The 25,735-nt window shown below is 60.3% G+C and carries 26 protein-coding genes; 13 read left to right on the top strand and 13 right to left on the bottom strand.

Translation table 11 applies throughout. The annotated features are described in order from the left end of the window. Nucleotides 1-39 precede the first annotated feature (39 nt). From rsfS to lipA, 10 genes are all read left to right on the top strand, one after another. On the top strand, nt 40-426 hold the full coding sequence (rsfS, locus tag PCPL58_RS24085) for a ribosome silencing factor (protein WP_002555337.1): 387 nt from the start codon (nt 40-42) through the stop codon (nt 424-426). 9 nt (nt 427-435) lie between these two features. After that, on the top strand, nt 436-903 hold the full coding sequence (rlmH, locus tag PCPL58_RS24080) for a 23S rRNA (pseudouridine(1915)-N(3))-methyltransferase RlmH (protein WP_002555336.1): 468 nt from the start codon (nt 436-438) through the stop codon (nt 901-903). A 28-nt stretch (nt 904-931) separates the two neighbouring features. After that, nucleotides 932-2,827, top strand: a complete 1,896-nt coding sequence (gene mrdA / locus PCPL58_RS24075; protein ID WP_003431692.1) for a penicillin-binding protein 2 — start codon at nt 932-934, stop codon at nt 2,825-2,827. A 31-nt stretch (nt 2,828-2,858) separates the two neighbouring features. After that, nucleotides 2,859-3,962 (top strand): rod shape-determining protein RodA, encoded by a 1,104-nt coding sequence (gene rodA, locus PCPL58_RS24070; protein ID WP_003368803.1) that lies wholly within the window; start codon nt 2,859-2,861, stop codon nt 3,960-3,962. A gap of 17 nt (nt 3,963-3,979) precedes the next feature. Continuing rightward, complete coding sequence (mltB, locus tag PCPL58_RS24065) at nt 3,980-4,987, top strand: lytic murein transglycosylase B (RefSeq protein WP_002555333.1); 1,008 nt, start codon at nt 3,980-3,982, stop codon at nt 4,985-4,987. Further along, nucleotides 4,987-6,015 (top strand): septal ring lytic transglycosylase RlpA family protein, encoded by a 1,029-nt coding sequence (locus PCPL58_RS24060; protein WP_065350613.1) that lies wholly within the window; start codon nt 4,987-4,989, stop codon nt 6,013-6,015. Before mltB ends, PCPL58_RS24060 begins: the two co-directional genes overlap by 1 nt. A 241-nt stretch (nt 6,016-6,256) precedes the next feature. After that, nucleotides 6,257-7,417, top strand: a complete 1,161-nt coding sequence (locus PCPL58_RS24055; RefSeq protein ID WP_065350612.1) for a D-alanyl-D-alanine carboxypeptidase family protein — start codon at nt 6,257-6,259, stop codon at nt 7,415-7,417. A gap of 90 nt (nt 7,418-7,507) precedes the next feature. Continuing rightward, complete coding sequence (locus PCPL58_RS24050) at nt 7,508-7,783, top strand: DUF493 domain-containing protein (RefSeq protein ID WP_065350611.1); 276 nt, start codon at nt 7,508-7,510, stop codon at nt 7,781-7,783. Next, nucleotides 7,783-8,439: a lipoyl(octanoyl) transferase LipB gene (gene lipB / locus PCPL58_RS24045; RefSeq protein ID WP_003368798.1), complete on the top strand. Its 657-nt coding sequence runs from the start codon at nt 7,783-7,785 to the stop codon at nt 8,437-8,439. The genes PCPL58_RS24050 and lipB overlap by 1 nt, the downstream gene beginning before the upstream one ends. Beyond that, nucleotides 8,432-9,439 carry a lipoyl synthase gene (gene lipA, locus PCPL58_RS24040; protein WP_002555327.1) on the top strand — a complete coding sequence of 336 codons (1,008 nt, stop codon included), beginning with the start codon at nt 8,432-8,434 and terminating at the stop codon, nt 9,437-9,439. Before lipB ends, lipA begins: the two co-directional genes overlap by 8 nt. A gap of 120 nt (nt 9,440-9,559) precedes the next feature. On the opposite strand, the gene PCPL58_RS24035 is transcribed toward lipA, so the two are convergent. The 6 genes from PCPL58_RS24035 to leuS form a co-directional block, all read right to left on the bottom strand. Next, nucleotides 9,560-10,897 (bottom strand): lytic murein transglycosylase, encoded by a 1,338-nt coding sequence (locus tag PCPL58_RS24035; RefSeq protein ID WP_065350610.1) that lies wholly within the window; start codon nt 10,895-10,897, stop codon nt 9,560-9,562. Nucleotides 10,898-10,980: 83 nt separating this feature from the next. Further along, the gene (gene arfA, locus PCPL58_RS24030; RefSeq protein WP_002555325.1) at nt 10,981-11,136 is read right to left on the bottom strand and encodes an alternative ribosome rescue factor ArfA; all 156 of its coding nucleotides are present in this window, start codon (nt 11,134-11,136) and stop codon (nt 10,981-10,983) included. 273 nt (nt 11,137-11,409) lie between these two features. Continuing rightward, on the bottom strand, nt 11,410-11,625 hold the full coding sequence (locus PCPL58_RS32240) for a hypothetical protein (protein WP_080336603.1): 216 nt from the start codon (nt 11,623-11,625) through the stop codon (nt 11,410-11,412). Nucleotides 11,626-11,631: 6 nt separating this feature from the next. Then, on the bottom strand, nt 11,632-12,669 hold the full coding sequence (holA, locus tag PCPL58_RS24025) for a DNA polymerase III subunit delta (RefSeq protein WP_065350609.1): 1,038 nt from the start codon (nt 12,667-12,669) through the stop codon (nt 11,632-11,634). A 41-nt stretch (nt 12,670-12,710) separates the two neighbouring features. Beyond that, entirely contained in the window at nt 12,711-13,316 is a 606-nt protein-coding gene (locus tag PCPL58_RS24020) for an LPS-assembly lipoprotein LptE (RefSeq protein ID WP_065350608.1), read from the bottom strand. Nucleotides 13,317-13,405: 89 nt separating this feature from the next. Further along, nucleotides 13,406-16,012: a leucine--tRNA ligase gene (leuS, locus tag PCPL58_RS24015; protein ID WP_058398064.1), complete on the bottom strand. Its 2,607-nt coding sequence runs from the start codon at nt 16,010-16,012 to the stop codon at nt 13,406-13,408. Between the two features lie 312 nt (nt 16,013-16,324). On the opposite strand from leuS, the gene PCPL58_RS24010 reads away from it, so the two are divergent. After that, a complete protein-coding gene (locus PCPL58_RS24010; protein WP_065350607.1) occupies nt 16,325-16,666 on the top strand; it encodes a hypothetical protein in 342 nt (113 codons plus the stop codon). Between the two features lie 113 nt (nt 16,667-16,779). Further along, on the top strand, nt 16,780-17,550 hold the full coding sequence (locus PCPL58_RS24005) for a YdcF family protein (RefSeq protein ID WP_065350606.1): 771 nt from the start codon (nt 16,780-16,782) through the stop codon (nt 17,548-17,550). A 66-nt stretch (nt 17,551-17,616) separates the two neighbouring features. On the opposite strand, the gene lnt is transcribed toward PCPL58_RS24005, so the two are convergent. The 5 genes from lnt to miaB all read right to left on the bottom strand — a co-directional run bounded on the left by lnt (nt 17,617) and on the right by miaB (nt 23,034). Beyond that, nucleotides 17,617-19,137, bottom strand: a complete 1,521-nt coding sequence (gene lnt, locus PCPL58_RS24000) for an apolipoprotein N-acyltransferase (RefSeq protein WP_003419312.1) — start codon at nt 19,135-19,137, stop codon at nt 17,617-17,619. Nucleotides 19,138-19,165: 28 nt separating this feature from the next. Continuing rightward, nucleotides 19,166-20,008 (bottom strand): HlyC/CorC family transporter, encoded by an 843-nt coding sequence (locus PCPL58_RS23995; protein WP_003368790.1) that lies wholly within the window; start codon nt 20,006-20,008, stop codon nt 19,166-19,168. A gap of 5 nt (nt 20,009-20,013) precedes the next feature. Continuing rightward, entirely contained in the window at nt 20,014-20,514 is a 501-nt protein-coding gene (gene ybeY / locus PCPL58_RS23990) for an rRNA maturation RNase YbeY (RefSeq protein WP_003368789.1), read from the bottom strand. Next, nucleotides 20,507-21,529, bottom strand: coding sequence for a PhoH family protein (locus tag PCPL58_RS23985; RefSeq protein WP_003431685.1), 1,023 nt, complete (start codon nt 21,527-21,529; stop codon nt 20,507-20,509). Before PCPL58_RS23985 ends, ybeY begins: the two co-directional genes overlap by 8 nt. Nucleotides 21,530-21,705: 176 nt before the next feature. Then, nucleotides 21,706-23,034: a tRNA (N6-isopentenyl adenosine(37)-C2)-methylthiotransferase MiaB gene (gene miaB, locus PCPL58_RS23980; RefSeq protein WP_003368786.1), complete on the bottom strand. Its 1,329-nt coding sequence runs from the start codon at nt 23,032-23,034 to the stop codon at nt 21,706-21,708. Nucleotides 23,035-23,173: 139 nt separating this feature from the next. Here miaB and PCPL58_RS23975 point away from each other — a divergent pair, with 139 nt between their 5' ends. Continuing rightward, nucleotides 23,174-23,500, top strand: a complete 327-nt coding sequence (locus tag PCPL58_RS23975) for a DUF1820 family protein (RefSeq protein WP_003368785.1) — start codon at nt 23,174-23,176, stop codon at nt 23,498-23,500. Between the two features lie 42 nt (nt 23,501-23,542). Here PCPL58_RS23975 and PCPL58_RS23970 read toward each other — a convergent pair whose 3' ends face one another. Beyond that, complete coding sequence (locus PCPL58_RS23970) at nt 23,543-24,091, bottom strand: tetratricopeptide repeat protein (protein WP_065350605.1); 549 nt, start codon at nt 24,089-24,091, stop codon at nt 23,543-23,545. Nucleotides 24,092-24,387: 296 nt separating this feature from the next. Further along, on the bottom strand, nt 24,388-25,671 hold the full coding sequence (gene hemL / locus PCPL58_RS23965) for a glutamate-1-semialdehyde 2,1-aminomutase (RefSeq protein ID WP_003368783.1): 1,284 nt from the start codon (nt 25,669-25,671) through the stop codon (nt 24,388-24,390). Between the last annotated feature and the right edge of the window lie 64 nt (nt 25,672-25,735).

Here is a 25,735-nt window from a genome sequence, read left to right as displayed (position 1 = left end):
TCTGGACGGTCCCACACATACGAGCTGAATGAGTTTTATATGACAAAGCAAAAAATGAGCAGTGAAGAAGTCATCAATGTTGCGATTGCAGCCCTTGAAGAGGTCAAGGGTGCAGACATCCTGACCATCGACGTGCGCGACAAGACCAGCATCGCCGACTACATGCTGATCTGCACCGGTACGTCCAACCGTCAGTTGAACGCACTGGTCGATAACGTCCGTGACAAGGTCAAGGCTGCCGGCCTGAAGTCCCTGAGCGAAGAAGGCAAGGGCGACAGCGACTGGGTCCTGCTGGACCTTGGTGATGTGATCGTCCACGTGATGACCGCTGCCGCACGCCAGTTCTACGACCTTGAGCGCTTGTGGCAGGGTGCAGAGCAAAGCCGTGCTGCCAGCGCTGCGCACCACACACCAGGCAACGAATAAGGCTTTGATGTGCGTCTGCGTCTGATCGCTGTGGGTTCGCGCATGCCCAAGTGGGTGGAAGAAGGTTGGCACGAGTATGCCAAGCGGATGCCCTCCGAGCTTGCGCTGGAACTGGTGGAAATTCCGCTCAATACCCGGGGCAAAAACGCCGACGTCGCACGCTTTATCCGTCAGGAAGGCGAGGCGATGCTGGCAAAAGTGCAGCCGGGCGAGCGGATTGTCACGCTGGAAGTGCATGGCAAACCGTGGAGCACCGAACAGTTGGCGGTCGAACTCGATCGCTGGCGTCTCGATGCACGCACGGTCAACCTGATGGTCGGCGGCCCCGAGGGGCTGGCACCTGAAGTCTGTGCCCGCAGTGAACAACGCTGGTCTCTGTCGCCGCTGACCCTGCCGCACCCGTTGGTGCGCATCCTGATCGGCGAGCAGATGTATCGCGCCTGGACGGTCCTGTCCGGGCACCCTTATCACAAGTAGCATCGTCTTTACTGTGAATACGGCCTAAATGTCTCAACCGATCCGCCTCAAAGACCACGAAAAGGACGCACGCCTGGTGCGCGGCAGGGTCGTGTTCGGTGCCGTGGCGGTGGTGTTGCTGGTGTGCGTGCTGATTGCCCGGTTGTATTACCTGCAGGTCATCCAGTACGAGTATCACTCCACGCTTTCGGAAAACAACCGCGTTCACGTTCAGCCGATTCCACCCAGCCGTGGGCTGATCTACGATCGCAATGGCGTTGTGGTCGCCGATAACCGGCCCAGTTTCAGTCTCAGCATGACCCGTGAACGCGCAGGCGAGTGGTCCAGCGTGCTCGACACCATTGTCGAGATCCTGCAGCTCACCCCTGACGATCGCATCATCTTCGAAAAGCGCATGAAGCAGGGGCGTCGGCCGTTCGAGCCGGTGCCCATCCTGTTCGAGCTGAGCGAAGAGCAGATCGCCCTGATCGCCGTTAACCAGTTCCGCCTGCCGGGCGTCGAAGTGGTTGCGCAACTGGTCAGGCATTATCCGCAAGGGCCGCACTTTGCCCACTCGGTCGGCTACATGGGACGGATCAACGAGAAAGAGCTCAAGAGCCTCGACCCGATCAATTACAGCGGCACGCACCACATCGGCAAGACCGGTATCGAGCGCTTTTACGAGCCCGAGCTGCATGGTCAGGTCGGCTACGAAGAGGTCGAGACCAACGCCCGTGGTCGCGTACTGCGTGTGCTCAAGCGCACCGACCCGATCCCCGGCAAGGACATCGTCCTGAGCCTGGACATCAACCTTCAGGAGGCTGCCGAAGCCGCGCTGGGCGGTCGTCGTGGCGCGGTCGTCGCACTGGATCCGGCTACCGGTGAAGTGCTGGCGATGGTCAGTGCGCCGAGCTTCGATCCGAACCTGTTTGTCACCGGCATCAGCTTCAAGGCCTATGCCGAACTGCGCGATTCCATCGACCGGCCGCTGTTCAACCGCATCCTGCGAGGGCTTTACCCGCCGGGCTCGACCATCAAGCCTGCGGTGGCGATTGCCGGGCTGGATACCGGTGCGGTGACGCCTGGCTCGCGGGTATTTGATCCGGGCTATTACCAATTGCCCAATTACGATCACAAGTACCGCAACTGGAACCGCACCGGCGACGGTTGGGTTGATCTGGACACGGCGATCATGCGTTCAAATGATACGTACTTCTACGATCTGGCGCACAAGGTGGGCATTGATCGGCTCGCTGCCTATATGAACAAGTTCGGTATCGGGCAGAAGGTCTCGCTGGACATGTTCGAAGAATCTCCCGGCCTGATGCCTTCCCGTGAATGGAAGCGCGCCACGCGTCGTCAGGCTTGGTTCCCCGGCGAGACGCTGATCCTCGGGATCGGTCAGGGCTACATGCAGGCAACGCCGTTGCAACTGGCCCAGGCGACCGCGCTGGTGGCCAACAAGGGGGTGTGGAACCGTCCGCATCTGGCCAGAACCATTGAAGGCAAGGCGCCTGTGGATGAAAACCCGATGCCGAACATCGTGCTGCGCGATCCGGCCAACTGGGAGCGCGTCAACCACGGCATGCAGGAAGTGATGCACGGCGCGCGCGGTACGGCGCGCAAGGCCGCCATCGGTGCGCAGTACCGGATCGCCGGCAAGAGTGGTACGGCCCAGGTGGTGGCCATCAAGCAGGGCGAGAAATACGACCGCACCAAGGTGCAGGAACGTCATCGCGACCACGCCTTGTTCGTCGGCTTCGCCCCGGCCGACAACCCGAAAATCGTTGTTGCAGTGATGGTCGAGAACGGCGAATCCGGTTCCGGCGTTGCTGCACCCGTCGTGCGTCAGGTCCTGGACGCCTGGCTGCTCGACGAAAACGGCCATCTCAAACCCGAGTACGCCGGTTCCCTGAATCTGGAGGCTGCGGCCCGTGAAGAGTAATTTCGACCGCATCCTGTCCAGTGAAGACGTGATGCGTCGCCGCGCTACCTTTCTGCAGCGCATTCATATCGATGGTCCATTGCTGATCCTGCTGCTGACGCTGGCGGCGGGCAGCCTGTTCGTGCTGTATTCGGCTAGCGGCAAGAACTGGGATCTGCTGATCAAGCAGGCCAGTTCGTTCGGTATCGGTCTGGTGGCGATGGTGGTGATCGCCCAGCTGGAGCCGCGCTTCATGGCGCGCTGGGTGCCGGTACTGTATGTCATCGGTGTCCTGCTGCTGGTAGTGGTGGATGTCATGGGCCACAACGCCATGGGCGCGACGCGCTGGATCAACATTCCCGGGGTGATCCGCTTCCAGCCTTCGGAGTTTCTCAAGATCATCATGCCGGCGACCATCGCCTGGTACCTGTCCAAGCGCACGCTGCCCCCGCATTTGAAGCATGTGGCGGTCAGTCTCGCCCTGGTCGGTGTGCCGTTCATTCTGATCGTTCGCCAGCCTGACCTGGGGACGTCGCTGCTGATTCTGGCCTCGGGTGCCTTTGTGCTGTTCATGGCCGGTTTGCGCTGGCGCTGGATCATCAGCGTATTGGCGGCGGCCGTACCGGCGGCGGTGGCCATGTGGTTCTTCTTCATGCATGACTACCAGAAGCAGCGCGTACTGACGTTTCTGGACCCCGAAAGCGATCCGCTGGGGACCGGCTGGAACATCATTCAATCAAAGGCTGCCATCGGTTCGGGCGGTGTGTTCGGCAAGGGCTGGCTGCTCGGCACCCAGTCGCACCTCGACTTTCTGCCGGAAAGCCATACCGACTTCATCATTGCAGTACTGGGTGAAGAATTCGGCCTGGTAGGCATCTGTGCGCTGCTGATCATCTATATGCTGCTGATCGGTCGCGGGCTTGTGATCACTGCACAGGCGCAGACATTATTCGGCAAACTGCTGGCTGGCGCGTTGACCATGACGTTTTTTGTTTACGTTTTCGTCAACATCGGTATGGTCAGTGGCCTGCTGCCAGTGGTGGGGGTGCCGTTGCCCTTCATTAGCTACGGCGGAACTTCGCTCGTGACCCTACTGTCAGCGTTTGGGGTTTTGATGTCGATCCATACACATCGTAAATGGATCGCTCAGGTTTGATTAAGGTGAACTATTCAATGCAAGCAATGCGTAACTGGGCTCGATATGCTCCGGTGGTCGGTCTGGTGGGCATCCTTGGCTCGGTGCAAGAGGCACTGGCGGGCGACTATGAAGGTTCGCCCCAGGTGGCGGAATTCGTCGGTGAACTGACCCGCGATCATGGTTTTGCCGGTGAGCAGTTGATGAGTCTGTTTCGGGAGGTCGAGCGCAAGCAGGCCATTCTCGATGCCATTTCCCGCCCGGCCGAACGGGTCAAGCAGTGGAAAGAGTATCGGCCGATGTTCATCACCGACACGCGCATTGCTCGCGGTGTCGACTTCTGGCGTCAGCATGAGGCGGCCCTGGCGCGTGCCGAGCAGGAATACGGCGTGCCGGCGCAGATCATCGTGTCGATCATTGGTGTAGAAACCTTTTTCGGCCGCAATACCGGTAACTATCGGGTCATCGACGCACTGTCGACGCTTGGCTTCGATTACCCGCCACGCGCCCAGTTTTTCCGCAAGGAGTTGCGCGAGTTTCTGCTGCTGGCTCGCGAGCAGCAGGTCGATCCACTGACCCTCAAGGGCTCGTATGCCGGGGCAATGGGGCTGCCGCAGTTCATGCCGAGCAGTTTCCGCGCCTATGCAGTGGATTTCGACGGCGACGGCCACATCAATATCTGGACCGACCCGGACGATGCAATCGGCAGTGTCGCCAGCTATTTCAAACGTCATGGCTGGGTGGCCGGGCAGCCGGTGGTCAGTCGTGCCACAGCGCGTGGCGACCGGGTTGACGAGGGGTTGAGCCCTGCGCTTGATCCGGTAATGTCGGTCGGGGAGTTGCGACAGCTGGGCTGGGCGAGTCATGATGCGCTGCGCGACGATATGCCGGTGACGGCGTTTCGTCTGGAAGGCGACAATGGTCCTGAATACTGGCTGGGTTTGAACAATTTTTATGCAATTACCCGTTATAACCGCAGTGTGATGTACGCCATGGCCGTATATCAGCTGTCTGAATCGTTGGTTCAAGCTCGAGGCGTCAAGTAATGCGGGCATCGCCAATTCTTCAATCATTCAAGCTTCTGGCGCTGACCGGCCTGGCAGTGCTGGTTGCCAGCTGCTCGTCTCCGTCACGCACAACGTCGTCGCAGTCGCCAAAAGGCGGTGCAGTCGTGCGCTCGATGCCGGGGCTGGATATCAACCGGGCCCACAAGGACGGCGCGCCGTGGTGGGATGTGGATGTCTCGCGTATCCCTGATGCAACGCCGACCCTGCACACCGGGGCCTACAAGGCCAATCCGTACACCGTGCTGGGCAAGACCTACTTCCCGATGAGCGATGCCAAGCGTTACGTCGCTTCGGGCACCGCCTCCTGGTACGGCACCAAGTTCCATGGCCAGAACACCGCCAATGGCGAGGTGTACGACCTGTACGGCATGAGTGCCGCGCACAAGACCCTGCCGCTGCCCAGCTATGTCAAAGTGACTAACCTGGACAACAATCGTACGGTGATCCTGCGCGTCAACGATCGCGGGCCGTTCTATTCCGACCGTATCATCGACCTTTCGTATGCGGCCGCCAAAAAGCTCGGCTACGCCGAAACCGGCACTGCACGCGTCAAGGTAGAAGGGATCGACCCGCAGGAATGGTGGGCGCAACGTGGTCGTCCGGCGCCGCTGATGCTCAATCAGCCGCAGGTCGTTGCCCAGGCGACGCCGCCTGCGCTGTCCACTTCGACCGGCACCGTCGAGCAGTACACGCCACCCCCTCAGCAGTACGCCGCACCTGTCGTGCCGTTGCAGGTTGACGCAAAAAAAAACGCTTCAGGACAAGCCGCTGGGCTGTTTCTCCAGGTGGGAGCCTTCGCCAATCCGGACGCTGCGGAACTCCTGAGGTCGAAATTGAGCGGGATGGTTCGAGCGCCGGTGTTCGTCAGCTCGATAGCGCGCAATCAGCAAACGCTCTATCGAGTGCGGATGGGACCGATCGACACGCAGGGTGAAGCCCAGCAGCTGCAAAACAGCGTCAGGTCGGCCAATCTGGGTCAGCCGAGCGTAGTGACATCGGATCAGTAAGTTTTTTCGACAATCGTTCCCCGGCAACAATGGGGGACGGTATGCAGTCGCAGGCGGCGCAGATTTGCTTTCAGGGCAAGCGTTGCAGGTAACTGCCCACAAGGTCGTGTGTCGAACAGGCGACTTTGTCAGCCAGGGTTACAGCCTGGCGCCACGAGCCGTACCGAGGCGTTTCGCTTCGCCGGTCTGTTCAGTTTTGCCCGCAAGGGCATGTTTGCCCATTAGGATTCTCGAGAGACGGATGAACATCACCACCTTTGCAAAACGTTTGTGCCTGCTTGTTCCACTGATTATCACCCCGACTGTGTGGGCGGCAGAGCAGATGACGCCTGCTGCACCGCAACTGGCGGCCAAGGCCTACGTGCTGATGGATGCGACCAGCGGCAACGTCCTGGTCGAGAACAACGGTGATCAGCGTCTGGCTCCTGCCAGTCTGACCAAGCTGATGACCGCCTACATCGCGACCCTGGAAATCCGTCGCGGCCAGATCGGCGAAAACGATCCGGTGACGATCAGTGAAAACGCCTGGCGCACAGGCGGTTCGCGGATGTTCATCAAGGTCGGCAGCCAGGTCACGGTCAGCGACCTGCTGCACGGCATCATCATTCAGTCGGGCAACGACGCCAGCGTCGCGATCTCCGAGCACATTGCCGGCAGCGAAGATGCCTTTGCCGACATGATGAACAAAACTGCTGCCGATCTGGGCATGACCAACAGCCACTTCATGAACCCGACCGGTCTGCCGAACCCTGAGCACTACTCGTCGGCTCACGACATGGCGATCCTGGCGCGCGCAATCATCCACGAAGACCCGGCTCACTATGCGATCTACTCGCAGAAGGAGTTCTTCTGGAACGGCATCAAGCAGCCTAACCGCAACCTGCTGCTGTGGCGCGACAAGACCGTTGACGGTCTGAAAACCGGCCACACCGATGAAGCCGGCTATTGCATGGTCTCTTCGGCAGTGCGTGACGGCATGCGTCTGATCGCCGTGGTGTTCGGTACCAACAGCGAACAGGCCCGTGCAGCTGAAACCCAGAAGCTGCTGACCTATGGCTTCCGTTTCTTCGAAACCCAGAACTTCTACCAGAAGGGCACTGAGCTGGCTCAGGCCACGGTCTGGAAAGGTACAGAGCGTCAGGTCAAGGCCGGTCTGGCTGAAGATCTGAGCATGACCATGCCAAAAGGCGACATGAAGAAGCTGTCTGCCAGCATGACCATGAACCCGCAACTGGTTGCGCCAATCGCCAAGGGCGACGTGATCGGCAAGGTCGAGGTCAAGAAAGACGATCAGGTGGTTCACACCGCCAATCTGATTGCCCTTGATGCGGTTGAGGAAGGTGGTATTTTCCGCCGCGTGTGGGATAGCATCCGCCTGTTCTTCTGCGGCTTGTTCAACTGATCCAGTAACCAATGCCGACCTTCTCGCGGCCTGCTCATGATCTGAGCGGGCCGCGTGTCCGTCGTCACGGCTTGTGAGACCTTTACTGCCATGACCGATACCGACATCAAGTCGCACAAAATCGAATTTCCCTGCAATGACTATCCGATCAAGGTGATCGGTGACACCAGTGTGGACTTTACGGCGGCCGTGATGGAAGTGCTTAAGAAGCACGCCACGGTCGACCTCAAGACGCTCGCCGAGCGGCAGAGCAGCAACGGCAAATACACCACTGTGCAATTGCACATTGTTGCTACCGGCGAAGACCAGTTGCGCGATATCAATAGTGCCTTGCGCGCTACGGGTTTCGTGCACATGGTGCTCTGATGGCGGGTACGCTGGGTTTTCGTGATCTGGGCCTGATCGATTACGAAACCGCCTGGCACGCCATGAAGCGCTTTACCGACGAGCGTGGCCGCGAGGCTGCCGATGAAGTCTGGCTGGTCCAGCATCCGCCGGTTTTCACCCAGGGACAGTCCGGCAAGCCCGAGCATTTGCTGCTGCCGGGTAATATTCCTGTCGTACAGGTCGATCGTGGCGGCCAAGTGACTTATCATGGCCCGGGCCAACTGGTGGCTTATCTGATGCTGGACGTCAGGCGCCTTGGTTTCGGCGTTCGTGATCTGGTCACCCGGATCGAGAACACCCTCATCGCCTTGCTCGCCGACTACGGCGTCAAGGCAGCAGCCAAGGCTGATGCCCCTGGCGTATACGTTGATGGCGCGAAAGTCGCGTCACTCGGTCTACGCATTCGCAACGGCTGTTCGTTTCATGGCCTGGCGTTGAACGTCGACATGGACCTTGAGCCGTTCCGTCGCATCAACCCTTGCGGATACGCGGGGCTGGCCATGACCCAACTGAGCGATCAGGCAGGGCAGATAGAATTTTCCGAGGTAAGTGCCCGACTGCGTGCGCAGCTCGTCAAACACCTCGACTACGCTGAGCAGGCGACCCTTACGGGCGGAATAAACCATTATGACTGACACCGTGCAAACCCTGATCCCGACGCTGGATGTTTCCGAGCGAGTGGCCCGTCCGAAAGTCGAAGCGGGCGTCAAGCTTCGCGGAGCGGAAAAGGTTGCGCGCATCCCGGTCAAGATCATCCCGACGGTAGATCTGCCGAAGAAGCCCGACTGGATTCGCGTGCGCATCCCGGTTTCTCCGGAAGTCGACCGCATCAAGCAATTGCTGCGCAAGCACAAGCTGCACAGCGTCTGTGAAGAGGCGTCCTGCCCCAACCTGGGCGAGTGCTTCTCCGGTGGCACTGCCACGTTCATGATCATGGGCGACATCTGCACCCGTCGCTGCCCGTTCTGTGACGTGGGCCACGGCCGTCCGAAGCCGCTCGACGTCAACGAACCGAAGAGCCTCGCCATCGCGATTGCCGACCTGCGCCTGAAGTACGTGGTCATCACCTCGGTGGACCGTGACGACTTGCGTGACGGCGGCGCTCAGCACTTCGCCGACTGCATCCGTGAAATCCGCCTGCTGTCGCCGGGCGTACAGCTCGAAACGCTGGTGCCGGATTACCGTGGCCGGATGGACGTTGCGCTGGAAATCACCGCCGCCGAGCCGCCGGATGTGTTCAACCACAACCTGGAAACCGTGCCGCGTCTGTACAAGGCTGCGCGTCCGGGTTCGGACTACCAGTGGTCGCTGACCCTGCTGCAGCGCTTCAAGCAGATGGTCCCGCACGTACCGACCAAGTCCGGTCTGATGCTGGGGCTGGGCGAGACTGACGAAGAGGTCATCGAGGTCATGCAGCGCATGCGTGAGCACGACATCGACATGCTCACTCTGGGTCAATACCTGCAGCCTTCGCGCAATCACTTGCCCGTGCAGCGCTTTGTCCACCCGGACACCTTTGCCTGGTTCGCCGAAGAAGGCTACAAGATGGGCTTCAAGAACGTCGCGTCCGGGCCACTGGTACGCTCTTCGTACCACGCCGACGAGCAGGCCAAGATCGCCAAGGCAATGCTCTGACAGCACGCTGCAAAAACAGGAAGGGCCAGGTAGCGATACCTGGCCCTTTTTGTTTGCGGTTGATTATCGTGCCAACGCTCCGCGTGGGCATGCCGTTCTGGACGCTCCGCGTCCTCCTGATTACTGCCCGACAGGCTTGCGCAGGTTCTCCAGCAATTCATGTGTCGGGTAACCATCGGCTGGCCAGCCGAACGATTGCTGCGCACTGCGGATAGCCTTGCGTGTGTTAGCGCCGATAATGCCGTCTGGCGCGCCTGCGTCGTACTGGCGTGCCGAGAGCAGGGTTTGCAACTCAATGCGCTCTGAGCGGCTCAGCGGCAGGTCTCCGCGTGGCCAGCTGCCCACTACATAACCCGCGCCCTTGAAGCGATCGGAAAGCAGGCTGATCGCCAACGCGTAGGAGGTCGAGTTGTTGTACTTGAGAATCGCGCGGAAGTTGTCCAGCACCAGAAAGGCTGGCCCGCGATAACCGGCTGGCAACAACAAGGTGGCTTGCTGCTGGCTGGCGGCGACCGGAATGGCTGAGCCGTCCGGTTGTTTCAGGCCCAGTTGCTGCCATTCAGCGAGACTCTTGCGGGTCGTCGAGTCGGCCAGCGAGTAATCGAATCCCGAGCCGAGCACCACTTCAAAGCCCCAGGGCTGACCACGCTGCCAGCCGGAGCTTTGCAGGTAGTGTGCGGTGGAGGCCAGGGCATCGGCAGGGGTGTTCCAGATATCGCGGCGGCCATCGCCGTCAAAATCCACGGCATGGGTGTTGTAGGTGGTCGGGATGAACTGGGTCTGGCCCATCGCACCTGCCCACGAACCCAGCATCTTGTCCGGTGTGATGTCGCCATGCTGGATGATTTCCAGCGCGGCCAGCAATTGGCTCTGTGCAAAACCTGGACGACGGCCTTCGTAGGCCAGCGTTGCCAGTGAGCGAATGACAGATTGCGTGCCCTGGAACGAGCCGAAGTTACTTTCCATGCCCCATACCGCGACCAGCGCCTGACGATCCACGCCGTACTGCTGCTCGATCTTCTGCAGGTCGTCGGCATACTGCGAAAGCAGCGCCTGACCCTTGCGCACACGTACGGCAGAGATGGCACCGTCGAGGTATTCCCAGACCGGGCGGCTGAATTCAGGCTGACTGCGGTCGGCCTTGACCACGCTCATGTCGGGGGTGACGCCGGCAAATGCCAGATCGAATACGTCCGCACGGATACCTGCCTTCAACGCCTGGGCACGAAAGCCGGCCTGCCATTCGCTGAAGCTGACGGCGGGCTGAATCGTGAGGTTGTCATCAACGACCAGCGCTGGCGTAGGCGCCACGGCAGGAGCGTTTGTCTGCACCTTGCCGGATTGAAGAGGCGTGGCATCGGCTGCAGTGGGTTTTTCTGCGCAGGCTACCAGGGCAACAAGACTGGAGGCAGCGATGAGTTGGCGCAGCTGCGGGCGATGGGTAAAACGAGAAGGCATGCTTGAGTCCAAGGGTATTACCGTTAGGTGCAGACCATAACACGGCTAAGCGGTTGAAAGCGCCCCGGAAATGTTGCTCGATATCAGGCTGCCATAAAGCAGGAAGCCTCCCAGCTTTTAGACTGGAAGGCTTCGCGGCGGTAGCTGCCTTTGCCCTTGGCGGGTTGTTCCTGACGACTGCGGAACAAGGGCTGGGCGATGATGGATTTGGCCTTGTTCGGCCGCTTTGGCTTGCTCATGGCGGGTGCTCCTGATGGGTGTTGTAAAGCGATGCAAATAATCGGGCAGATTGGCGGTTGTGTCTAATAGTCGTGTGCTATGACGCGGGAGGTGGACTTGAATGCAATACCTGTGGGAGCGAGCTTGCTCACGAAGGCAATCGTCCGAACGCTCGAGTTTCAGGGGCTGCACTGACCTCTTCGCGAGCAAGCTCGCTCCCACGAGATATGTGTATGGTGCTGAAAAGCGCGCTTGGCCGCTGTGTAATAACGAGGGTATAAAATGCAGGCCGATCAGGGCATATCGAATTGATGAAGCAACGCCATCATGGTGATCGCCAGAATTGCGAGCCCTGTTGCTACCGTCCAGTTTGCTTCTGCGGTGTTTGAAAACCACGACCCTCTGGATGGATATCTACCGCGTGACAACAGTCGCACGATGGGCCAGCCAACGGGATAGCAGATCGCACGAAGGATTACTTCGAGTAACTCTTGAACAAGCTCGGACATGACAGCTCACTCCGCAGGCAGTGCCAGCCGTTGCCCCGCCATCAGCAGCGCCAGCCTGCTCAGGCTGCTCCAGGGCGAGCCTGCTGCCTGGCCTTTGATCTGCGCATCGATGCGTTGCGCATCCATGAGCAACTGGCTCCAGCGTTTTGCCGAATGGCGTTGCAGGGCTTTGCTCATCAGTGGCTTGCGCTTGTCCCAGATCGGCGGGCGTGCCGAGCTGAAGACCTTGTCCAGCGGCACGCCCTGACTGAACTGTTGCGACATATTGGCCAGGGCGCGCAGTTCACGGGTCAATGCCCAGAGAATCACGGGCGTCTCGACCCCTTCGCCACGTAGTCCTTCGAGCATGCGCAGGGCATGGGCAGCTTCGCCATTGAGCACGGCATCGGTCAGGCCAAATACGTCGAAGCGGGCACTGTCGGCCACCGCCGCCTGCACAGTCTCGACGGTGATCTGGCCTTCTTCGGCCATCAGCTTGAGCTTTTCGATTTCCTGCGCGGCGGCCAGCAGGTTGCCTTCGACACGGGCCGCGATCAGTTCGACGGCGTCCTGAGTCGCTGCCAGACCCGCCTGCGACAGGCGCTGGCGAATCCATTGCGGCAGCTGGCCGATGTCCACCGGCCAGATTTGCACGAACTGGGTTTGCGCACCCTCAACCAGAGCCTTGCCCCATTTGGTTTTCTGCGCACTGCCATCGAGCTTGGGCAGGCTGATCAGCAGCAGGGTGTCTTCGGCAGGTCTGGCGCAATATTCCATGAGCGCCGCAGCACCCTTGTCGCCGGGCTTGCCGGAGGGCAGACGCAACTCCAGGAGACGGCGCTCGGCAAACAGCGACATGCTGGCACCCGCCTGGAGCAATGTGCCCCAGTCGAAGCTGGCGTCGGCGCTGAACACCTGGCGCTCATCGAAGCCCCGCTGGCGTGCGGCCGCGCGAATGGCGTCAGCCGCTTCCTGACAGAGCAGCGGATCGTCACCGCTGATCACATAGACGGGCGCAAGTGTGCCTTGCAAGTGCTTGCCGAGTTGGGCGGGGGCGAGTTTCATGAGTCAGAGCATGTCGGGGCCGGAAAGCCGGCCCCGAACACTTATCTGGCTGGAACTTCGACAGGCGACTGCTGAGGCGTCTCGTCGCGGATTCGCTGAGCAGCCTCGAGTGCGTCGGCTTCGGCCTTGGCAACCGCGTCGGCCTTGGCCTGCAGCTCGTCCAGACGCGAAGGGGTCAGTTGCTGCAAGCGAGCCATCAGTTTCTGGATCAGGTCGTTGCGCATTTCCTGACGAACCTGAGAGGCTTCCTGGTCGGAGCCGGTCAGGTTGTTGCCGTCGTGTACGTAGGAACGGTCTGCGGTGACTTTATCGCCAAGCAGGAAGCGATCCTTGTCGCCATGCACTTCATAGGTCAGGGTGGTGGTCAGCTGGTATTCAGCCGAGCGACCCGAGCCCGAGTAGCTGATGGCGCGTTGAGTCTCGGCTTCGTTGGTCAGCATCAGCTTGTAAGGCGCGCCCGTGTAGACCTTGACGCCAGAGCTGGTCAGCAGGCGAGTGAGTTGCGTCACGGTGTCGCCATAGGCGTTGCGGGCGCTGACATCCAGCTCCTTGATCGCCAGCTCGGTGGTACCGGTGCCACGCAGCTGGAAGCCACAGGCACTCAACAGAACAGCCAGGCCCATCACCAGCAAATTGCGTTTGATCATCTTGATGCTCCCCTTGAATCCGTTTGGGCCGCCAGTGCGTGCCCTGGAAATATGTTCGGCGCCCTGCGTTTGCAGGGCGCCCGATCCAATCAGCTTGCGACGATGTTGACCAGCTTGCCAGGCACGACGATCACCTTGCGAATGGTCAGGCCATCAGTGAAGCGCAATACGTTCTCGTTGACGCGTGCGGCCGCTTCGACTTCTTCGCGGCTGGCGCTGGCAGGCATCTCGATGTGACCGCGCAGCTTGCCGTTGACCTGAATCACCAGTTGCAGACTGTCCTGCACCAGTGCGTTTGCATCGAATGCAGGCCAGCCCGCGTCGATCACCGGCTCATTGTGGCCCAGTTGCTTCCACAGTTCGTGACTGATGTGCGGCGTGATAGGTGCCAGCAGCAGGGCGACGGTTTCCACGCCTTCCTGCATCAGTGCGCGATCCTGCGGTGTGTCCTGCGGGGCTTTTTCCAGCACGTTCATCAGCGTCATCACTTGCGCGACAGCGGTATTGAATTTCTGGTTCTGGCCAATATCCTGGCTCGCCTGTTTGATCGCCTGATGAATCGCGCGGCGGATGGCTTTCTGCTCATCGGACAATGCCGCAACGTCCAGGCCGGTCGACGGGCCTTGAGCCACGTGCGCCTGGGCCAGACGCCATACGCGGCGCAGGAAACGATGCGAACCTTCGACGCCCGAGTCGGACCATTCCAGGCTCATGTCGGGCGGGGAGGCGAACATCATGAACAGGCGGCAGGTGTCGGCGCCGTACTGGTCGATCATGGTCTGCGGGTCGATGCCGTTTTTCTTCGACTTCGACATCTTTTCAGTGCCGCCGATTTCCACCGGCAGGCCATCGCTGGTCAATGTGGCGCTGATCACCTTGGCCTTGGCGTCTCTTTCGAGGGTCACATCGGCCGGGTTGATCCAGGTCTTCTTGCCGCTGGTTTCCATGCGGAAGTAGGTTTCGGCGTTGACCATGCCCTGGGTGAGCAGGTTCTTGAACGGTTCGTTCGAGGTCACCAGGCCTTCGTCGCGCATCAGCTTGTGGAAGAAGCGCGCATAGAGCAGGTGCAGGATCGCGTGTTCGATACCACCGATGTACTGATCCACCGGCAGCCAGTGGTTGGCAGCGTTCGGCTCGACCAGACCACCCTCGTAATGCGGTGAGGCATAGCGCGCGTAGTACCACGAGGACTCGACGAAGGTGTCCATGGTGTCGGTTTCACGCTTGGCCGGTGCGCCGCATTTCGGGCAGCTGCACTCGTAGAACTCGGGCATGCGTGCCAGTGGCGAGCCAGCGCCGTCGGGCACGACGTCTTCCGGCAGGACAACCGGCAACTGGTCTTCCGGGACCGGCACGTCGCCGCAGGTGTCGCAATGCACGATAGGAATCGGGCAGCCCCAGTAACGCTGGCGGCTGATACCCCAGTCGCGCAGGCGGAACTGGGTACGGGACTGGCCCAGGGATTTCTTGACCAGTGCGGCTTCAATGGCGTCGAACGCGTCCTGGAAGGTCAGGCCGGTGAATTCGCCGGAATTGATCAGCTCGCCATGCTCGCCGTAGGCCGGCTGCCATGGGGCAGGTGTTTCGTCGCCGGCGCTGGTGCGGACCACGGGCTTGATCGGCAGACCGTACTGGGTGGCAAACTCGAAATCACGCTCGTCGTGCGCCGGTACAGCCATGACCGCGCCATCGCCGTAGTGCATCAGCACGTAGTTGGCGACCCACACCGGCAGTTTCTCGCCAGTCAGTGGATGCTCGACGAACAACGAAGTCGCCTGGCCTTTCTTTTCCTGCGTGGCAACGTCGGCTTCGGCAACGCTGCCGCCCTTGCATTCATCGATGAACGCCTGCAGCGCTGGGTTGCCTTGCGCGGCCAGGGTTGCCAGTGGGTGTTCGGCCGCCACCGCGACGTAGGTCGCACCCATCAGGGTGTCAGGGCGGGTGGTGAAGACTTTCAGGGCACCGGCTTCGCCGATCGAGGCCTGGTCGTACGGAAACTGCACTTCCATGCCGCGCGAACGGCCGATCCAGTTGCGCTGCATGGTCTTGACCTGTTCAGGCCAGCCCGGCAGTTCGTCGAGGCTTTCCAGCAGCTCATCGGCGTACGCGGTGATCTTGAAGTAGTACATCGGGATTTCGCGCTTTTCGATCAGCGCGCCGGAACGCCAGCCGCGGCCGTCGATGACCTGCTCGTTGGCCAGTACGGTCTGGTCGATCGGGTCCCAGTTCACGGTGCCGTTCTTGCGGTAGATCACACCCTTTTCGAACAGGCGAGTGAACAGCCATTGTTCCCAGCGGTAGTAATCAGGCTTGCAGGTGGTGACTTCGCGCGACCAGTCAACCGCCAGACCCAGGCTCTTGAGCTGGGTCTTCATGTAATCGATGTTTTCGTAGGTCCACTTGGCCGGCGCGACGTTGTTGTCGATGGCGGCGTTTTCAGCCGGCATGCCGAAAGCGTCCCAGCCCAGTGGTTGCAGAACATTCTTGCCCAGCATGCGCTGGTAGCGGGAGATCACGTCACCAATGGTGTAGTTGCGCACATGACCCATGTGCAGCTTGCCGCTCGGGTAAGGAAACATCGACAGGCAGTAGAAGGTGTCCTTGCCTGGCTGTTCACTGACTTCAAAAGACTTTTGCTCGTCCCAGAACGTTTGGGCGGCGGCTTCGATTTCACGGGGCTGATAGAGTTCGTGCATGGCTACTTTTTACTAAGGATTAGTGACCCTTGACCTCTTCATTGCTTCGCCGAGTCAGGTCGGCACCGCGTGGCGGACATTTGCAACTGTCTGTGCGGTGCGTTCAGGCTCAAGAGCGCGGAAGTGGAATTACAGGAAGCGCAGTAGCATACATGAGGGCCGTCTATCGAGGGAAACCCTGATTGCGTCCCTTGCGGGCTCAACGCCCGGCCGGCAACCTCATCTGGCCGTTGGTCGTAGTCCCCTACCGGTTCTTGCAGCAGCGCTAAGCTCAAACGCGAGGGTGATGATTATCTTCGATGAGGTGAGTGGATGACAGAGTTGCAGCATGTTGCAAGCCTGACCAGGCTGTATGAGCGTCTGATCGATCGTCTCGGACTGGCACTCGAGACGGCGAGTACCTCGGTCCGGCTCCGAAACGAGTCGCCTGCCGAGCTTGAGCTCAAGGGGTTGAGCCATGCCGAGTTCCGGTTGATCGAAGCCTATCTCGAAAAGGGCAACGGGGACGCAGGCGCAGTTATCGTCGACATGCCTGCGGGAAGCGCTCTGGCGGCTGCGGAGCATGGCAGGTCGCCCCGTGCGTCAGCCACCATCGTGTGGCTGAAAGATCGGCGACGAGCCAGGGCGTCAGTGCGGCTGGGCCGTAACACTTAGGCATTGCCTGCCTGCACGCGGGCCAAGGGCCTGGCCATTTCGGGCTTCCTGCTTCAGGCATTGTCGCGTGTCTGTAAACATTCTAGGCTGCGGGCACTCATGGAGATGTCCCGATGCTTTTGCGCTACCTGCTCAAAACCCTTCTTTTGCCGCCCGGTATTCTGTTTGTCCTGCTGATTCTTGGTTGGTGGCTGCGTCGCTCCCGGCCACGACTGGCGACGGTATCCTTTGCGGTCGGCCTCGGCGGATTGTGGCTGATGAGCCTGCCGGTCGCCGTAGAGTTTGCCGCTCGTAAACTGGAGCAGGTCCCGCCCTTGCCGCAGCAGCAGTGGGCGACGCTGGCGCAGCAGGCGGATGCCATTGTGGTGCTGGGCAATGGGCGCGAGCGCAATTCGCCGACCTGGGGTGCAGACACGCCCACCGGTCTTGGACTGGAGCGCCTGCGTCTGGCGGCTCGATTGGCGAAAGAATCCGGACTGCCGATATTGACCTCCGGCGGCCTGCATTTTGACCAGCCGCCCAGCGAGGCGGCGATCATGGCGCAGTCACTGCAGGACGATTTTGCTGTGACGGTGCGCTGGCAGGAGGGGCTGAGTCGCACCACGTGGGAAAACGCGACCATGAGCGCCGCAGTTCTGCAGCCGCAAGGCATCAAGCGCGTGGTGCTGGTGACTCAGGCCTGGCACATGCCGCGGGCACGCTGGAGCTTCGAGCAGGCGGGCTTTACTGTGGTGAGTGCGCCGGTCGGCTATATGGGTGTCGACAATGCTCGGCCTTTTGGCGGCTGGCTGCCTGAAAGTCGCGTGTTCACGCAGAGCGGGATGCTGCTCAATGAAGCCGCAGGCTTGCTGGTTTATCCGTGGATCTATCGGAAGGGGCAATGATCATTTGAAGCAATGGCCATCTGAAGCCGATTCCACCTGCAGGCAGATGAAACCGGCTTGGTGCAGTCAGACGGTCTTGGAAATCCGTGCCGCCATCAACGCCCAGCCAAACAGCAGCAGGCAGACAATCGCCAGCGGCCACGAGCGCCAGTGCAGATAAGGCGTGAGTTCATGCATGGGCACCACTTCGCCGTACAGCACGCCGCGTTCGAACTGCGGAATCTGCTCGGTGATCTTGCCAAACGGGTCGATCAGCGCGGTCACGCCGTTGTTGGTGGCGCGGATCATCCAGCGGCCTGCTTCAAGGGCGCGCATCTGGGCCATCTGCAAGTGTTGCAGAGGGCCGATCGAGGTGCCGAACCAGGTGTCGTTGCTGACCGTCAGCAGCAGGTCGCTTTGTGCCGACAGGCCTGCGGCGAACTCTGGATAGACCACTTCGTAGCAGATGAAGGGCGCGATGTGATAACCCTTGGCCTGCAATAACGCCTGATCGTTCGGCCCGCGCGCGAAGTCCGACATTGGCAGATCGAAGAAGGAAATCAGCCCGCGCAGCAGGTCCTGCAGCGGCACGTACTCACCGAACGGCACCAGCTTCTGCTTGTAGTAGGTGCCGTCACCCTGACCCGTGACCGTGATGCCGTTGTAATAACGATACTCACCGCGCCCGGTCGGTTCACGCACCGGTACGCCGGTGATCAGCGCAGCGCCGCGGTCCGAAGCGAACTTGCCCATCATCGACAGATAGCCTTCTGCGCTTTCCTTGAGCACCGGCACGGCGGTTTCCGGCCAGACGATCAGGTCTGCCTGCTGCGAGCGGAAGGTCATGTCGCGGTACAGCGCCAGCTGATCGTTAAGCTTTTGCGGGTCCCACTTCATGCTTTGTTCGACGTTGCCCTGCATCGCCGCAACTTTCAGTGGCGCGCCGGACGGCGATGTCCAAGCGTGACCCTTGAGTGCCAAGCCGATGACCCACGGGGCCAGTAACAGCACCACGCCCATGGCCAGAAACGATTTGCGTGCACGCAGGCGGTGCAGGTTGCACAACAGTGCAGCAGTCAGCGCCAGCGAGAACGAAATCAGCCATACGCCGCCGACGGGGGCGAGCCCGGCCAGTGGGCCGTCGAGCTGACTGTAGCCGGAGTAGAGCCACGGGAAACCAGTGAGAAACCAGCCGCGAAACGCTTCCTGCCATAGCCATAGCGCTGCGAAGGCCAGCGCATCGGCCAGCGGTGCTTCATTGCGACGCAGCCAGCGCGCCCAGACCCAGGCGGGCAGGGCGAAGAACAGGGCAATGGCGGCGATAAACAACAGCATCAACAGCCCGGCCAATAGCACGGAAGCGCCGCCGTAGGTGTGAATGCTGACGTAGATCCAGCTGGTGCCGGCGCCGTACAGACCGAAGCCATAGCACCAGCCACGGGCCAGTGCCTGGCGCGGGTTCAGGTCGCGCAGGCCCAGATAGAACATCGCCACTGCGACCAGCACCAGAGGCCAGAGGTCAAAGGGCGCCAGGGCCAGGGTCGTGAGCCCGCCAGCCGCCAGGGCCAGCAGGTTACCGGGCCAGCCGGGGCGGGTTATCCAGCGCATGTAGATTCCTTAAAGCAGCATCAAGTGTTTACGGACGTGAAATGGGCGTCACGCGCAGCAAATGAATGCGACGGCTGTCAGCGCTCAGGATGCGGAAACGATAGGCACCGATTTCAGTGATTTCGTTGCGCTTGGGCAGATGGCCGAAGGCATTCATCACCAGACCGCCCACAGTATCGAACTCGTCGTCCGAGAACGTGCTATCGAAGAATTCGTTGAAATTCTCGACCGGCGTAAGGGCCTTGACCAGGAAGTCGCCGCTGGGCAGCGGTTTGATGTAGCTGTCTTCCTCGACGTCATGCTCGTCTTCGATATCGCCGACGATCTGTTCCAGTACGTCTTCGATGGTTACCAGACCCGCCACGCCGCCGTATTCGTCAATGACGATGGCCATGTGGTTGTGGTTGGCGCGAAATTCGCGCAACAGCACGTTGAGACGCTTGGATTCGGGCACGAAAGTGGCCGGACGCAGCAGCTTCTTGACGTCATCGCTGTCACCGTCGGCCTTGAGGATCAGCGGCAGCAGATCCTTGGCCAGCAGCACACCGAGCACATCATCGTGGCTTTCGCCGATCACCGGATAGCGCGAGTGCGCAGCATCGATGACCGCAGGCAGAAATTCCCGGGGTGTCTGGGTCGCCTTGATGCTGATCATCTGCGAGCGAGGCACCATGATGTCGCGCACTTGCAGGTCAGCCACTTGAATGGCGCCCTCGACGATGGCCAGCGCTTCGCTGTCCAGCAGTTTGTTCTGGTGGGCTTCGCGCAGCAGCTCAAGCAGCTCCTGGCGGTTTTTCGGCTCATGGACAAAGGCCTGGGTCAGTTTACCCAACCATGACTTTTGCCCGTTGCTCGATCGGTCTTCGCTCATAGCCCTTACTCGTGGTCCTTGCTTGGTGTGTCTGAATGTGGATGGTCGGCACTTTCGTCGTCGGCGTAGGGATCGGGATAGCCCAGCTCCTCAAGCAACGTTCGTTCCAGTGCTTCCATTTCTTCGGCTTCTTCATCATCGATGTGGTCGTAACCCAGCAGATGAAGGCAGCCATGAATGACCATGTGCGCCCAGTGCGCGTCGACGGACTTGCCCTGTTCAACGGCTTCACGGTTGACGACCGGAACGCAGATAACCAGATCACCCAGCAACGGGATGTCCAGCATGTCGTCTGGAACGTCTGCCGGGAATGAAAGCACGTTTGTTGCGTAATTTTTGTGTCGCCAGGTGTGATTGAGCTCACGCCCTTCGGTTTCGTCAACCAGGCGGATGGTCAGCTCGGAGTCGGCACTGCGCTGACGCAGGCCCATTTCACACCAGAGGCGGAATCGGGCTTCGTCAGGGGCGCTTGTCTCGCTTGCAATCTGCAGGTCCAGCTCAAGCATCGCGGTGGTTGTCCCGTGGGTAACTGTTGTTGCCCGACGGACCATCGCTGAGGCGGTCGTCGAAACGCTCGTAGGCTTCGACGATGCGCTGAACCAGCGGGTGGCGAACCACATCCTTGGGTTTGAAATGCGTGAAGCTGATGCCCGGCACGTCCTTGAGCACATCGATGACGTGCGTCAGCCCGGAGCGAGTGCCCTTCGGCAGGTCGACCTGGGTGATGTCGCCGGTGATCACGGCCGTGGAGCCGAAGCCGATACGGGTCAGGAACATCTTCATCTGCTCGACGGTGGTGTTCTGACTTTCGTCGAGAATGATGAAGCTGTTATTAAGGGTGCGTCCGCGCATGTAAGCCAGCGGTGCCACTTCAATGACCTGCTTCTCGATCAGCTTGGCGACGTATTCGAAACCGAGCATCTCGTACAGCGCGTCGTACAGCGGGCGCAGGTACGGGTCGATCTTCTGTGCCAGATCGCCGGGCAGGAAGCCCAGCTTCTCGCCAGCCTCGACCGCCGGGCGCACCAGCAGGATGCGTCGGATCTGCTCGCGCTCCAGTGCATCCACCGCGCAGGCCACCGCCAGGTAGGTCTTGCCGGTACCCGCCGGGCCGATGCCGAAGTTGATGTCGTTGCTGAGGACTTCCTTGACGTAACGCTGCTGGTTCAGGCCGCGCGGGCGAATCATGCCCTTTTTGGTGCGCAGCGAGACGCCGACTTCGGCGGCAGGGTGATTGTCGAGGCCGTCCACACCCGATTCCTGAAGGAACAGGTGGACCATGTCCGGCGTCAGTTCGGTACCTTTGGTTTCCCGGTACAGACGGCGCAGAAGGTTCTCGGCGGAATGATTTTGTTTGGCGTCGCCAATCAGCTCGAATTGATTGCCGCGATTGCGGATCTCGATGTCCAGGCGTTGCTCGATCAGGCGCAAGTGCTCGTCGAGTTGCCCGCACAAGTTGGCGAAACGATGGGCCTCGAAAGGCTCGAGGGTGAAGCGATGAGGTTCTATGGGTGCGTTCAAGGTCGTTTAATGGCCGTCCGGCGGCAATTGAGATGTATTGAAGAATACCCCTAGCGCTGATTGTGCGAAAGCGTTGCCTTGTTAAAGGCCGCGCCAGGGATTCACCGTGCTCAATGGTAGGGACCGCGCAGAAACGAATTCATTCGGCGATTCGTTTCTGCAGCGACACTCAAGCTTTACTGTAGCAGCGAGCCGCGCAACGAGTGAGGCTGCGCATCATCGATGTGTACATCGGCAAACTGCCCGATCAATTTGGGGTTGTCGCAGCGAAAATTGACGATCCGGTTGTTCTCGGTGCGGCCCTGCAGTTCGCCTGGGTCTTTCTTCGAGTAGTCGGTCACCAGAATGCGCTGGATGCTGCCCACCATCTGCCGGCTGATCTCGAAACCCTGCTGGTTCAGACGATGTTGCAGGGCGGCCAGGCGCTCTTTCTTCAGGGCTTCGGGCGTATCGTCCTTGAGGTCCGCGGCGGGCGTGCCCGGGCGCGGGCTGTAGACGAACGAGAACGAGAAGTCGAAACCCACGTCCTCGATCAGCTTCATGGTGTTGTCGAAATCCTTTTCGGTCTCGCCGGGGAAGCCGACGATGAAGTCGGAACTGATACTGATGCCCGGCACTGCGGCCCTGAGCTTGCGCAAACGCGACTTGTATTCCAGCGTGGTGTGGTTGCGCTTCATCGCCGCCAGAATGCGGTCGGAGCCCGACTGCACAGGCAAATGCAGGTGTTTGACCAGTTCCGGCACTTCCGCGTGGGCCTGGATCAGGCTGTCGGAAAACTCCAGCGGGTGCGAGGTGGTGTAGCGAATTCGGTCGATGCCATCGACGGCGGCGACCACGCGAATCAGGTCCGCCAGGTCTGCGACGCGGCCGTCGTGGGTGGTGCCGCGATAACCGTTGACGTTCTGCCCCAGCAGGGTGACTTCACGCACGCCGTTTTCGGCCAGGTGGATCACTTCGCTCAGCACATCGTCGAACGGGCGACTGACTTCCTCGCCACGGGTGTAGGGCACCACGCAGAACGTGCAGTATTTGCTGCAGCCTTCCATCACCGACACATAAGCGCTCGGGCCATCGACGCGCGGCTCGGGCAAGTGGTCGAATTTTTCGATTTCCGGGAACGAGACATCGACCTGCGGCAAGCGGGTCACGCGTGCGGCGTCGATCATTTCCGGCAGGCGGTGCAGGGTCTGCGGGCCGAACACCACGTCCACATAGGGCGCGCGATCACGAATGGCTGCGCCTTCCTGGCTGGCCACGCAGCCGCCGACAGCGATAACCATTTCCGGATTGGCCAGCTTCAGCTCACGCCAGCGGCCGAGCTGGGAATACACCCGGTCCTGGGCGCGTTCACGAATCGAGCAGGTATTGAGCAGGATCACGTCGGCGTCTTCCGCGCGAGCGGTGACTTCCAGGGCCTGATGTTCGCCCAGCAGGTCGACCATGCGCGAGCTGTCGTACTCGTTCATCTGGCAACCGTGGGTTTCGATATAAAGCTTTTTGGCCATGCGTGATGATCAACCGTGTCAGTGAACCGCGCATTATAAGGATGAAGGGCTCGGGTTCCTAGCGTCGGCTGTCCGACGAGGCGGGCGGACATGCTATAGTCCGTGCCCCTTTTTCATCTCCGATCGTTACCCGCCCGTTATGACCAAACGCGAAGCTCCAATCTACAAGGTGATTTTCCTCAACCAGGGACAGGTGTTCGAGATGTACGCCAAGCAGATCTACCAAAGTGATCTGTGGGGCTTTCTGGAAGTTGAAGAATTCGTCTTCGGCGAGCGCACGACCGTTGTGGTGGACCCTAGCGAAGAGAAGCTCAAGGCCCAGTTCGAAGGTGTGGTGCGCAGTTTCGTGCCGATGCATTCGATTGTGCGCATTGATGAAGTCGAACGCATGGGCACGCCGAAGATCAGCGAAGCGCGCGGCAGCAGCAATGTGATGCCGTTCCCCATGCCGATGCCGGAAAAGTAAGCGTTGCAGGTGTGAATCGCGATTGCCCTGAAAGATTCCTGATCAGGGCAACGGAGAAAAAGGACTGCGACCTTCGGCGGTCTGCAGTTCAAGCAGGTATTTGCGGAAAATCTGCCCGAGTACCTGAGTGGCGACTTCGAGCTCGTCACGCTGCATCTTCGCCGAGACTTCGTCGGCAGCGTCCAGCGCGTCTTCCGAACCGTTGACCGCGGCCATCTTCAGCACGATGTAGGCCTGAATGTTGTTGGCCTGCACACCTTCACCACGGCTGAACATCAAGCCCAGTTGATACTGCGCCTGGGCATGGCCCTGCAGCGAAGCCTGCTCGAAATAATTCAGCGCCTGCGACAAATCGCGAGGTGCATTTCTGCCCTCGTAATACAACTCACCCAACTCGTACTGCGCCTGCGCGTCCCCACCCTTGGCGGCCTGTTGGCAGGCTTCGAGCGCTGCAGGCAGGTTCTCTGGCTGGGTATTGAGGGTGCAACGACCCATCGCCGGGACTAACAACGAGTTGCCGCCGGCAGTTGCCAGCAGAGGATAGACAAGCAACAGGCAGCCCAATACAAGGGTGCGGCCGGTGCGGTTCATGGGAGTCGACTTACCTCTGAAAAAGGTGCGGGCATGCCCGACCAGCTAAACGTGCTGGCTGCGCATTATGAAATAAGCAGAGCCAACCTTACAAAGTCTTTACGGATTTTCTGCTGCACGGCCTGAAAACATCCTTTTTTACGGGCGGATTACCTGAAAGAGGGTTGTTGTCAGCGTGTCTGTGCAGCGTTCGCGTTGCATTGTAGAAGCAAAATACGTACTTAACGTTCAGTTTCATTCGCAGTCATCACTCGCGCCGGTTCACTGACACCCTGCGCGAGTGATGCATGCCGAGCTTATTTCAGCGCAGCGAATGCCTTTTCTGCGGCATCCAGGGTCAGTTTCAGCTCGGCATCACCATGGGCGATGGAAGTGAAACCCGCTTCAAAAGCGCTCGGCGCGAGGTAAACACCGCCTTCCAGCATCAGGTGGAAGAAGCGCTTGAAGCGCTCGGAGTCACTGGTCATCACGTCTTCGAACGTCACGATTTGGTCGGCTTCGCTGAAATACAGGCCGAACATGCCGCCGGCCTGGGTCGTCACGAACGGGATACCTGCGGCATCGGCGCGCTGTTGCAGGCCTTCGAGCAGGCGGCGGGTGTAGTCGCTCAGTTCATCGTGAAAGCCCGGACGGCTGATCAGGCGCAGGGTGGTAAGGCCGGCCGCCATCGCCAGCGGGTTGCCCGACAGGGTGCCGGCCTGATAGACCGGGCCGAGCGGTGCGATGTGCGACATGATTTCGCGTTTGCCGCCAAAGCAGCCGACCGGCATGCCGCCGCCGATGATTTTGCCAAAAGTGCTCAGGTCGGGCGTCACGCCGTAGTAAGCCTGTGCGCCACCGAGGGCAACGCGGAAACCGGTCATCACTTCATCGAAAATCAGCACCACGCCGTGCTCGTCGCACAGGTCGCGCAGCCCTTGCAGGTAGCCAGGCGCAGGCGGCACACAGTTCATGTTGCCAGCCACGGGTTCAACGATGATGCACGCCACTTCCTGACCCACTTCGGCCAGCAGGTCACGCACGGCGTCGAGGTTGTTGAAGGGCACGGTCAGGGTGTGTTTGGCGAAAGCAGCAGGTACGCCAGGCGAGCTGGGCACGCCGAGGGTCAGCGCACCGGAGCCGGCCTTGACCAGCAGGCTGTCGGAGTGACCGTGGTAGCAACCTTCGAACTTGAGGATGCTGTCGCGGCCGGTGAAGCCACGGGCCAGACGGATTGCACTCATGGTCGCTTCAGTGCCCGAGCTGACCATGCGAACCATTTCCATGGATGGCACCAGTTCGCAGACCAGGTCGGCCATTTCGGTTTCCATGGCCGTCGGTGCGCCGTAGGACAGGCCGTGTTCCAGCTGGCTGCGCACGGCATCGAGCACGTCGGGGTGGCTATGGCCAAGAATCATCGGGCCCCAGGAGCCGACGTAATCCACATAACGCTTGTCGTCTTCGTCAGTCACGTAGGCGCCCGCAGCGTGCTTGAAGAACAGTGGCGTGCCACCCACGCTCTTGAAGGCGCGAACCGGCGAATTGACGCCGCCGGGGATGTGTTTTTGGGCGTTGGCGAACAGTGTTTCGGAACGGGACATGATCGGGTCTCTGCTTTGAAACGGGGAATTCGTGTCTACGCTGGGGTCAGCCGAGGCGGGCAGC

Source organism: Pseudomonas cerasi (assembly GCF_900074915.1).
GTDB lineage: Bacteria > Pseudomonadota > Gammaproteobacteria > Pseudomonadales > Pseudomonadaceae > Aquipseudomonas > Aquipseudomonas cerasi.
The sequence above is the reverse complement of the archived record's forward strand: the minus strand, read 5'-3'. Positions and strand labels throughout refer to the sequence as shown.

Bases quoted from the DNA above. Each gene is read 5' to 3' on its own strand.
- rsfS (WP_002555337.1), top strand. From the start codon at position 40: ATGACAAAGCAAAAAATGAGCAGTGAAGAAGTCATCAATGTTGCGATT.
- mrdA (WP_003431692.1), top strand. From the start codon at position 932: ATGTCTCAACCGATCCGCCTCAAAGACCACGAAAAGGACGCACGCCTG.
- rodA (WP_003368803.1), top strand. From the start codon at position 2,859: ATGCGTCGCCGCGCTACCTTTCTGCAGCGCATTCATATCGATGGTCCA.
- mltB (WP_002555333.1), top strand. From the start codon at position 3,980: ATGCAAGCAATGCGTAACTGGGCTCGATATGCTCCGGTGGTCGGTCTG.
- PCPL58_RS24060 (WP_065350613.1), top strand. From the start codon at position 4,987: ATGCGGGCATCGCCAATTCTTCAATCATTCAAGCTTCTGGCGCTGACC.
- PCPL58_RS24055 (WP_065350612.1), top strand. From the start codon at position 6,257: ATGAACATCACCACCTTTGCAAAACGTTTGTGCCTGCTTGTTCCACTG.
- PCPL58_RS24050 (WP_065350611.1), top strand. From the start codon at position 7,508: ATGACCGATACCGACATCAAGTCGCACAAAATCGAATTTCCCTGCAAT.
- lipB (WP_003368798.1), top strand. From the start codon at position 7,783: ATGGCGGGTACGCTGGGTTTTCGTGATCTGGGCCTGATCGATTACGAA.
- lipA (WP_002555327.1), top strand. From the start codon at position 8,432: ATGACTGACACCGTGCAAACCCTGATCCCGACGCTGGATGTTTCCGAG.
- PCPL58_RS24035 (WP_065350610.1), bottom strand. From the start codon at position 10,897: ATGCCTTCTCGTTTTACCCATCGCCCGCAGCTGCGCCAACTCATCGCT.
- arfA (WP_002555325.1), bottom strand. From the start codon at position 11,136: ATGAGCAAGCCAAAGCGGCCGAACAAGGCCAAATCCATCATCGCCCAG.
- PCPL58_RS32240 (WP_080336603.1), bottom strand. From the start codon at position 11,625: ATGTCCGAGCTTGTTCAAGAGTTACTCGAAGTAATCCTTCGTGCGATC.
- holA (WP_065350609.1), bottom strand. From the start codon at position 12,669: ATGAAACTCGCCCCCGCCCAACTCGGCAAGCACTTGCAAGGCACACTT.
- PCPL58_RS24020 (WP_065350608.1), bottom strand. From the start codon at position 13,316: ATGATCAAACGCAATTTGCTGGTGATGGGCCTGGCTGTTCTGTTGAGT.
- leuS (WP_058398064.1), bottom strand. From the start codon at position 16,012: ATGCACGAACTCTATCAGCCCCGTGAAATCGAAGCCGCCGCCCAAACG.
- PCPL58_RS24010 (WP_065350607.1), top strand. From the start codon at position 16,325: ATGACAGAGTTGCAGCATGTTGCAAGCCTGACCAGGCTGTATGAGCGT.
- PCPL58_RS24005 (WP_065350606.1), top strand. From the start codon at position 16,780: ATGCTTTTGCGCTACCTGCTCAAAACCCTTCTTTTGCCGCCCGGTATT.
- lnt (WP_003419312.1), bottom strand. From the start codon at position 19,137: ATGCGCTGGATAACCCGCCCCGGCTGGCCCGGTAACCTGCTGGCCCTG.
- PCPL58_RS23995 (WP_003368790.1), bottom strand. From the start codon at position 20,008: ATGAGCGAAGACCGATCGAGCAACGGGCAAAAGTCATGGTTGGGTAAA.
- ybeY (WP_003368789.1), bottom strand. From the start codon at position 20,514: ATGCTTGAGCTGGACCTGCAGATTGCAAGCGAGACAAGCGCCCCTGAC.
- miaB (WP_003368786.1), bottom strand. From the start codon at position 23,034: ATGGCCAAAAAGCTTTATATCGAAACCCACGGTTGCCAGATGAACGAG.
- PCPL58_RS23975 (WP_003368785.1), top strand. From the start codon at position 23,174: ATGACCAAACGCGAAGCTCCAATCTACAAGGTGATTTTCCTCAACCAG.
- PCPL58_RS23970 (WP_065350605.1), bottom strand. From the start codon at position 24,091: ATGAACCGCACCGGCCGCACCCTTGTATTGGGCTGCCTGTTGCTTGTC.
- hemL (WP_003368783.1), bottom strand. From the start codon at position 25,671: ATGTCCCGTTCCGAAACACTGTTCGCCAACGCCCAAAAACACATCCCC.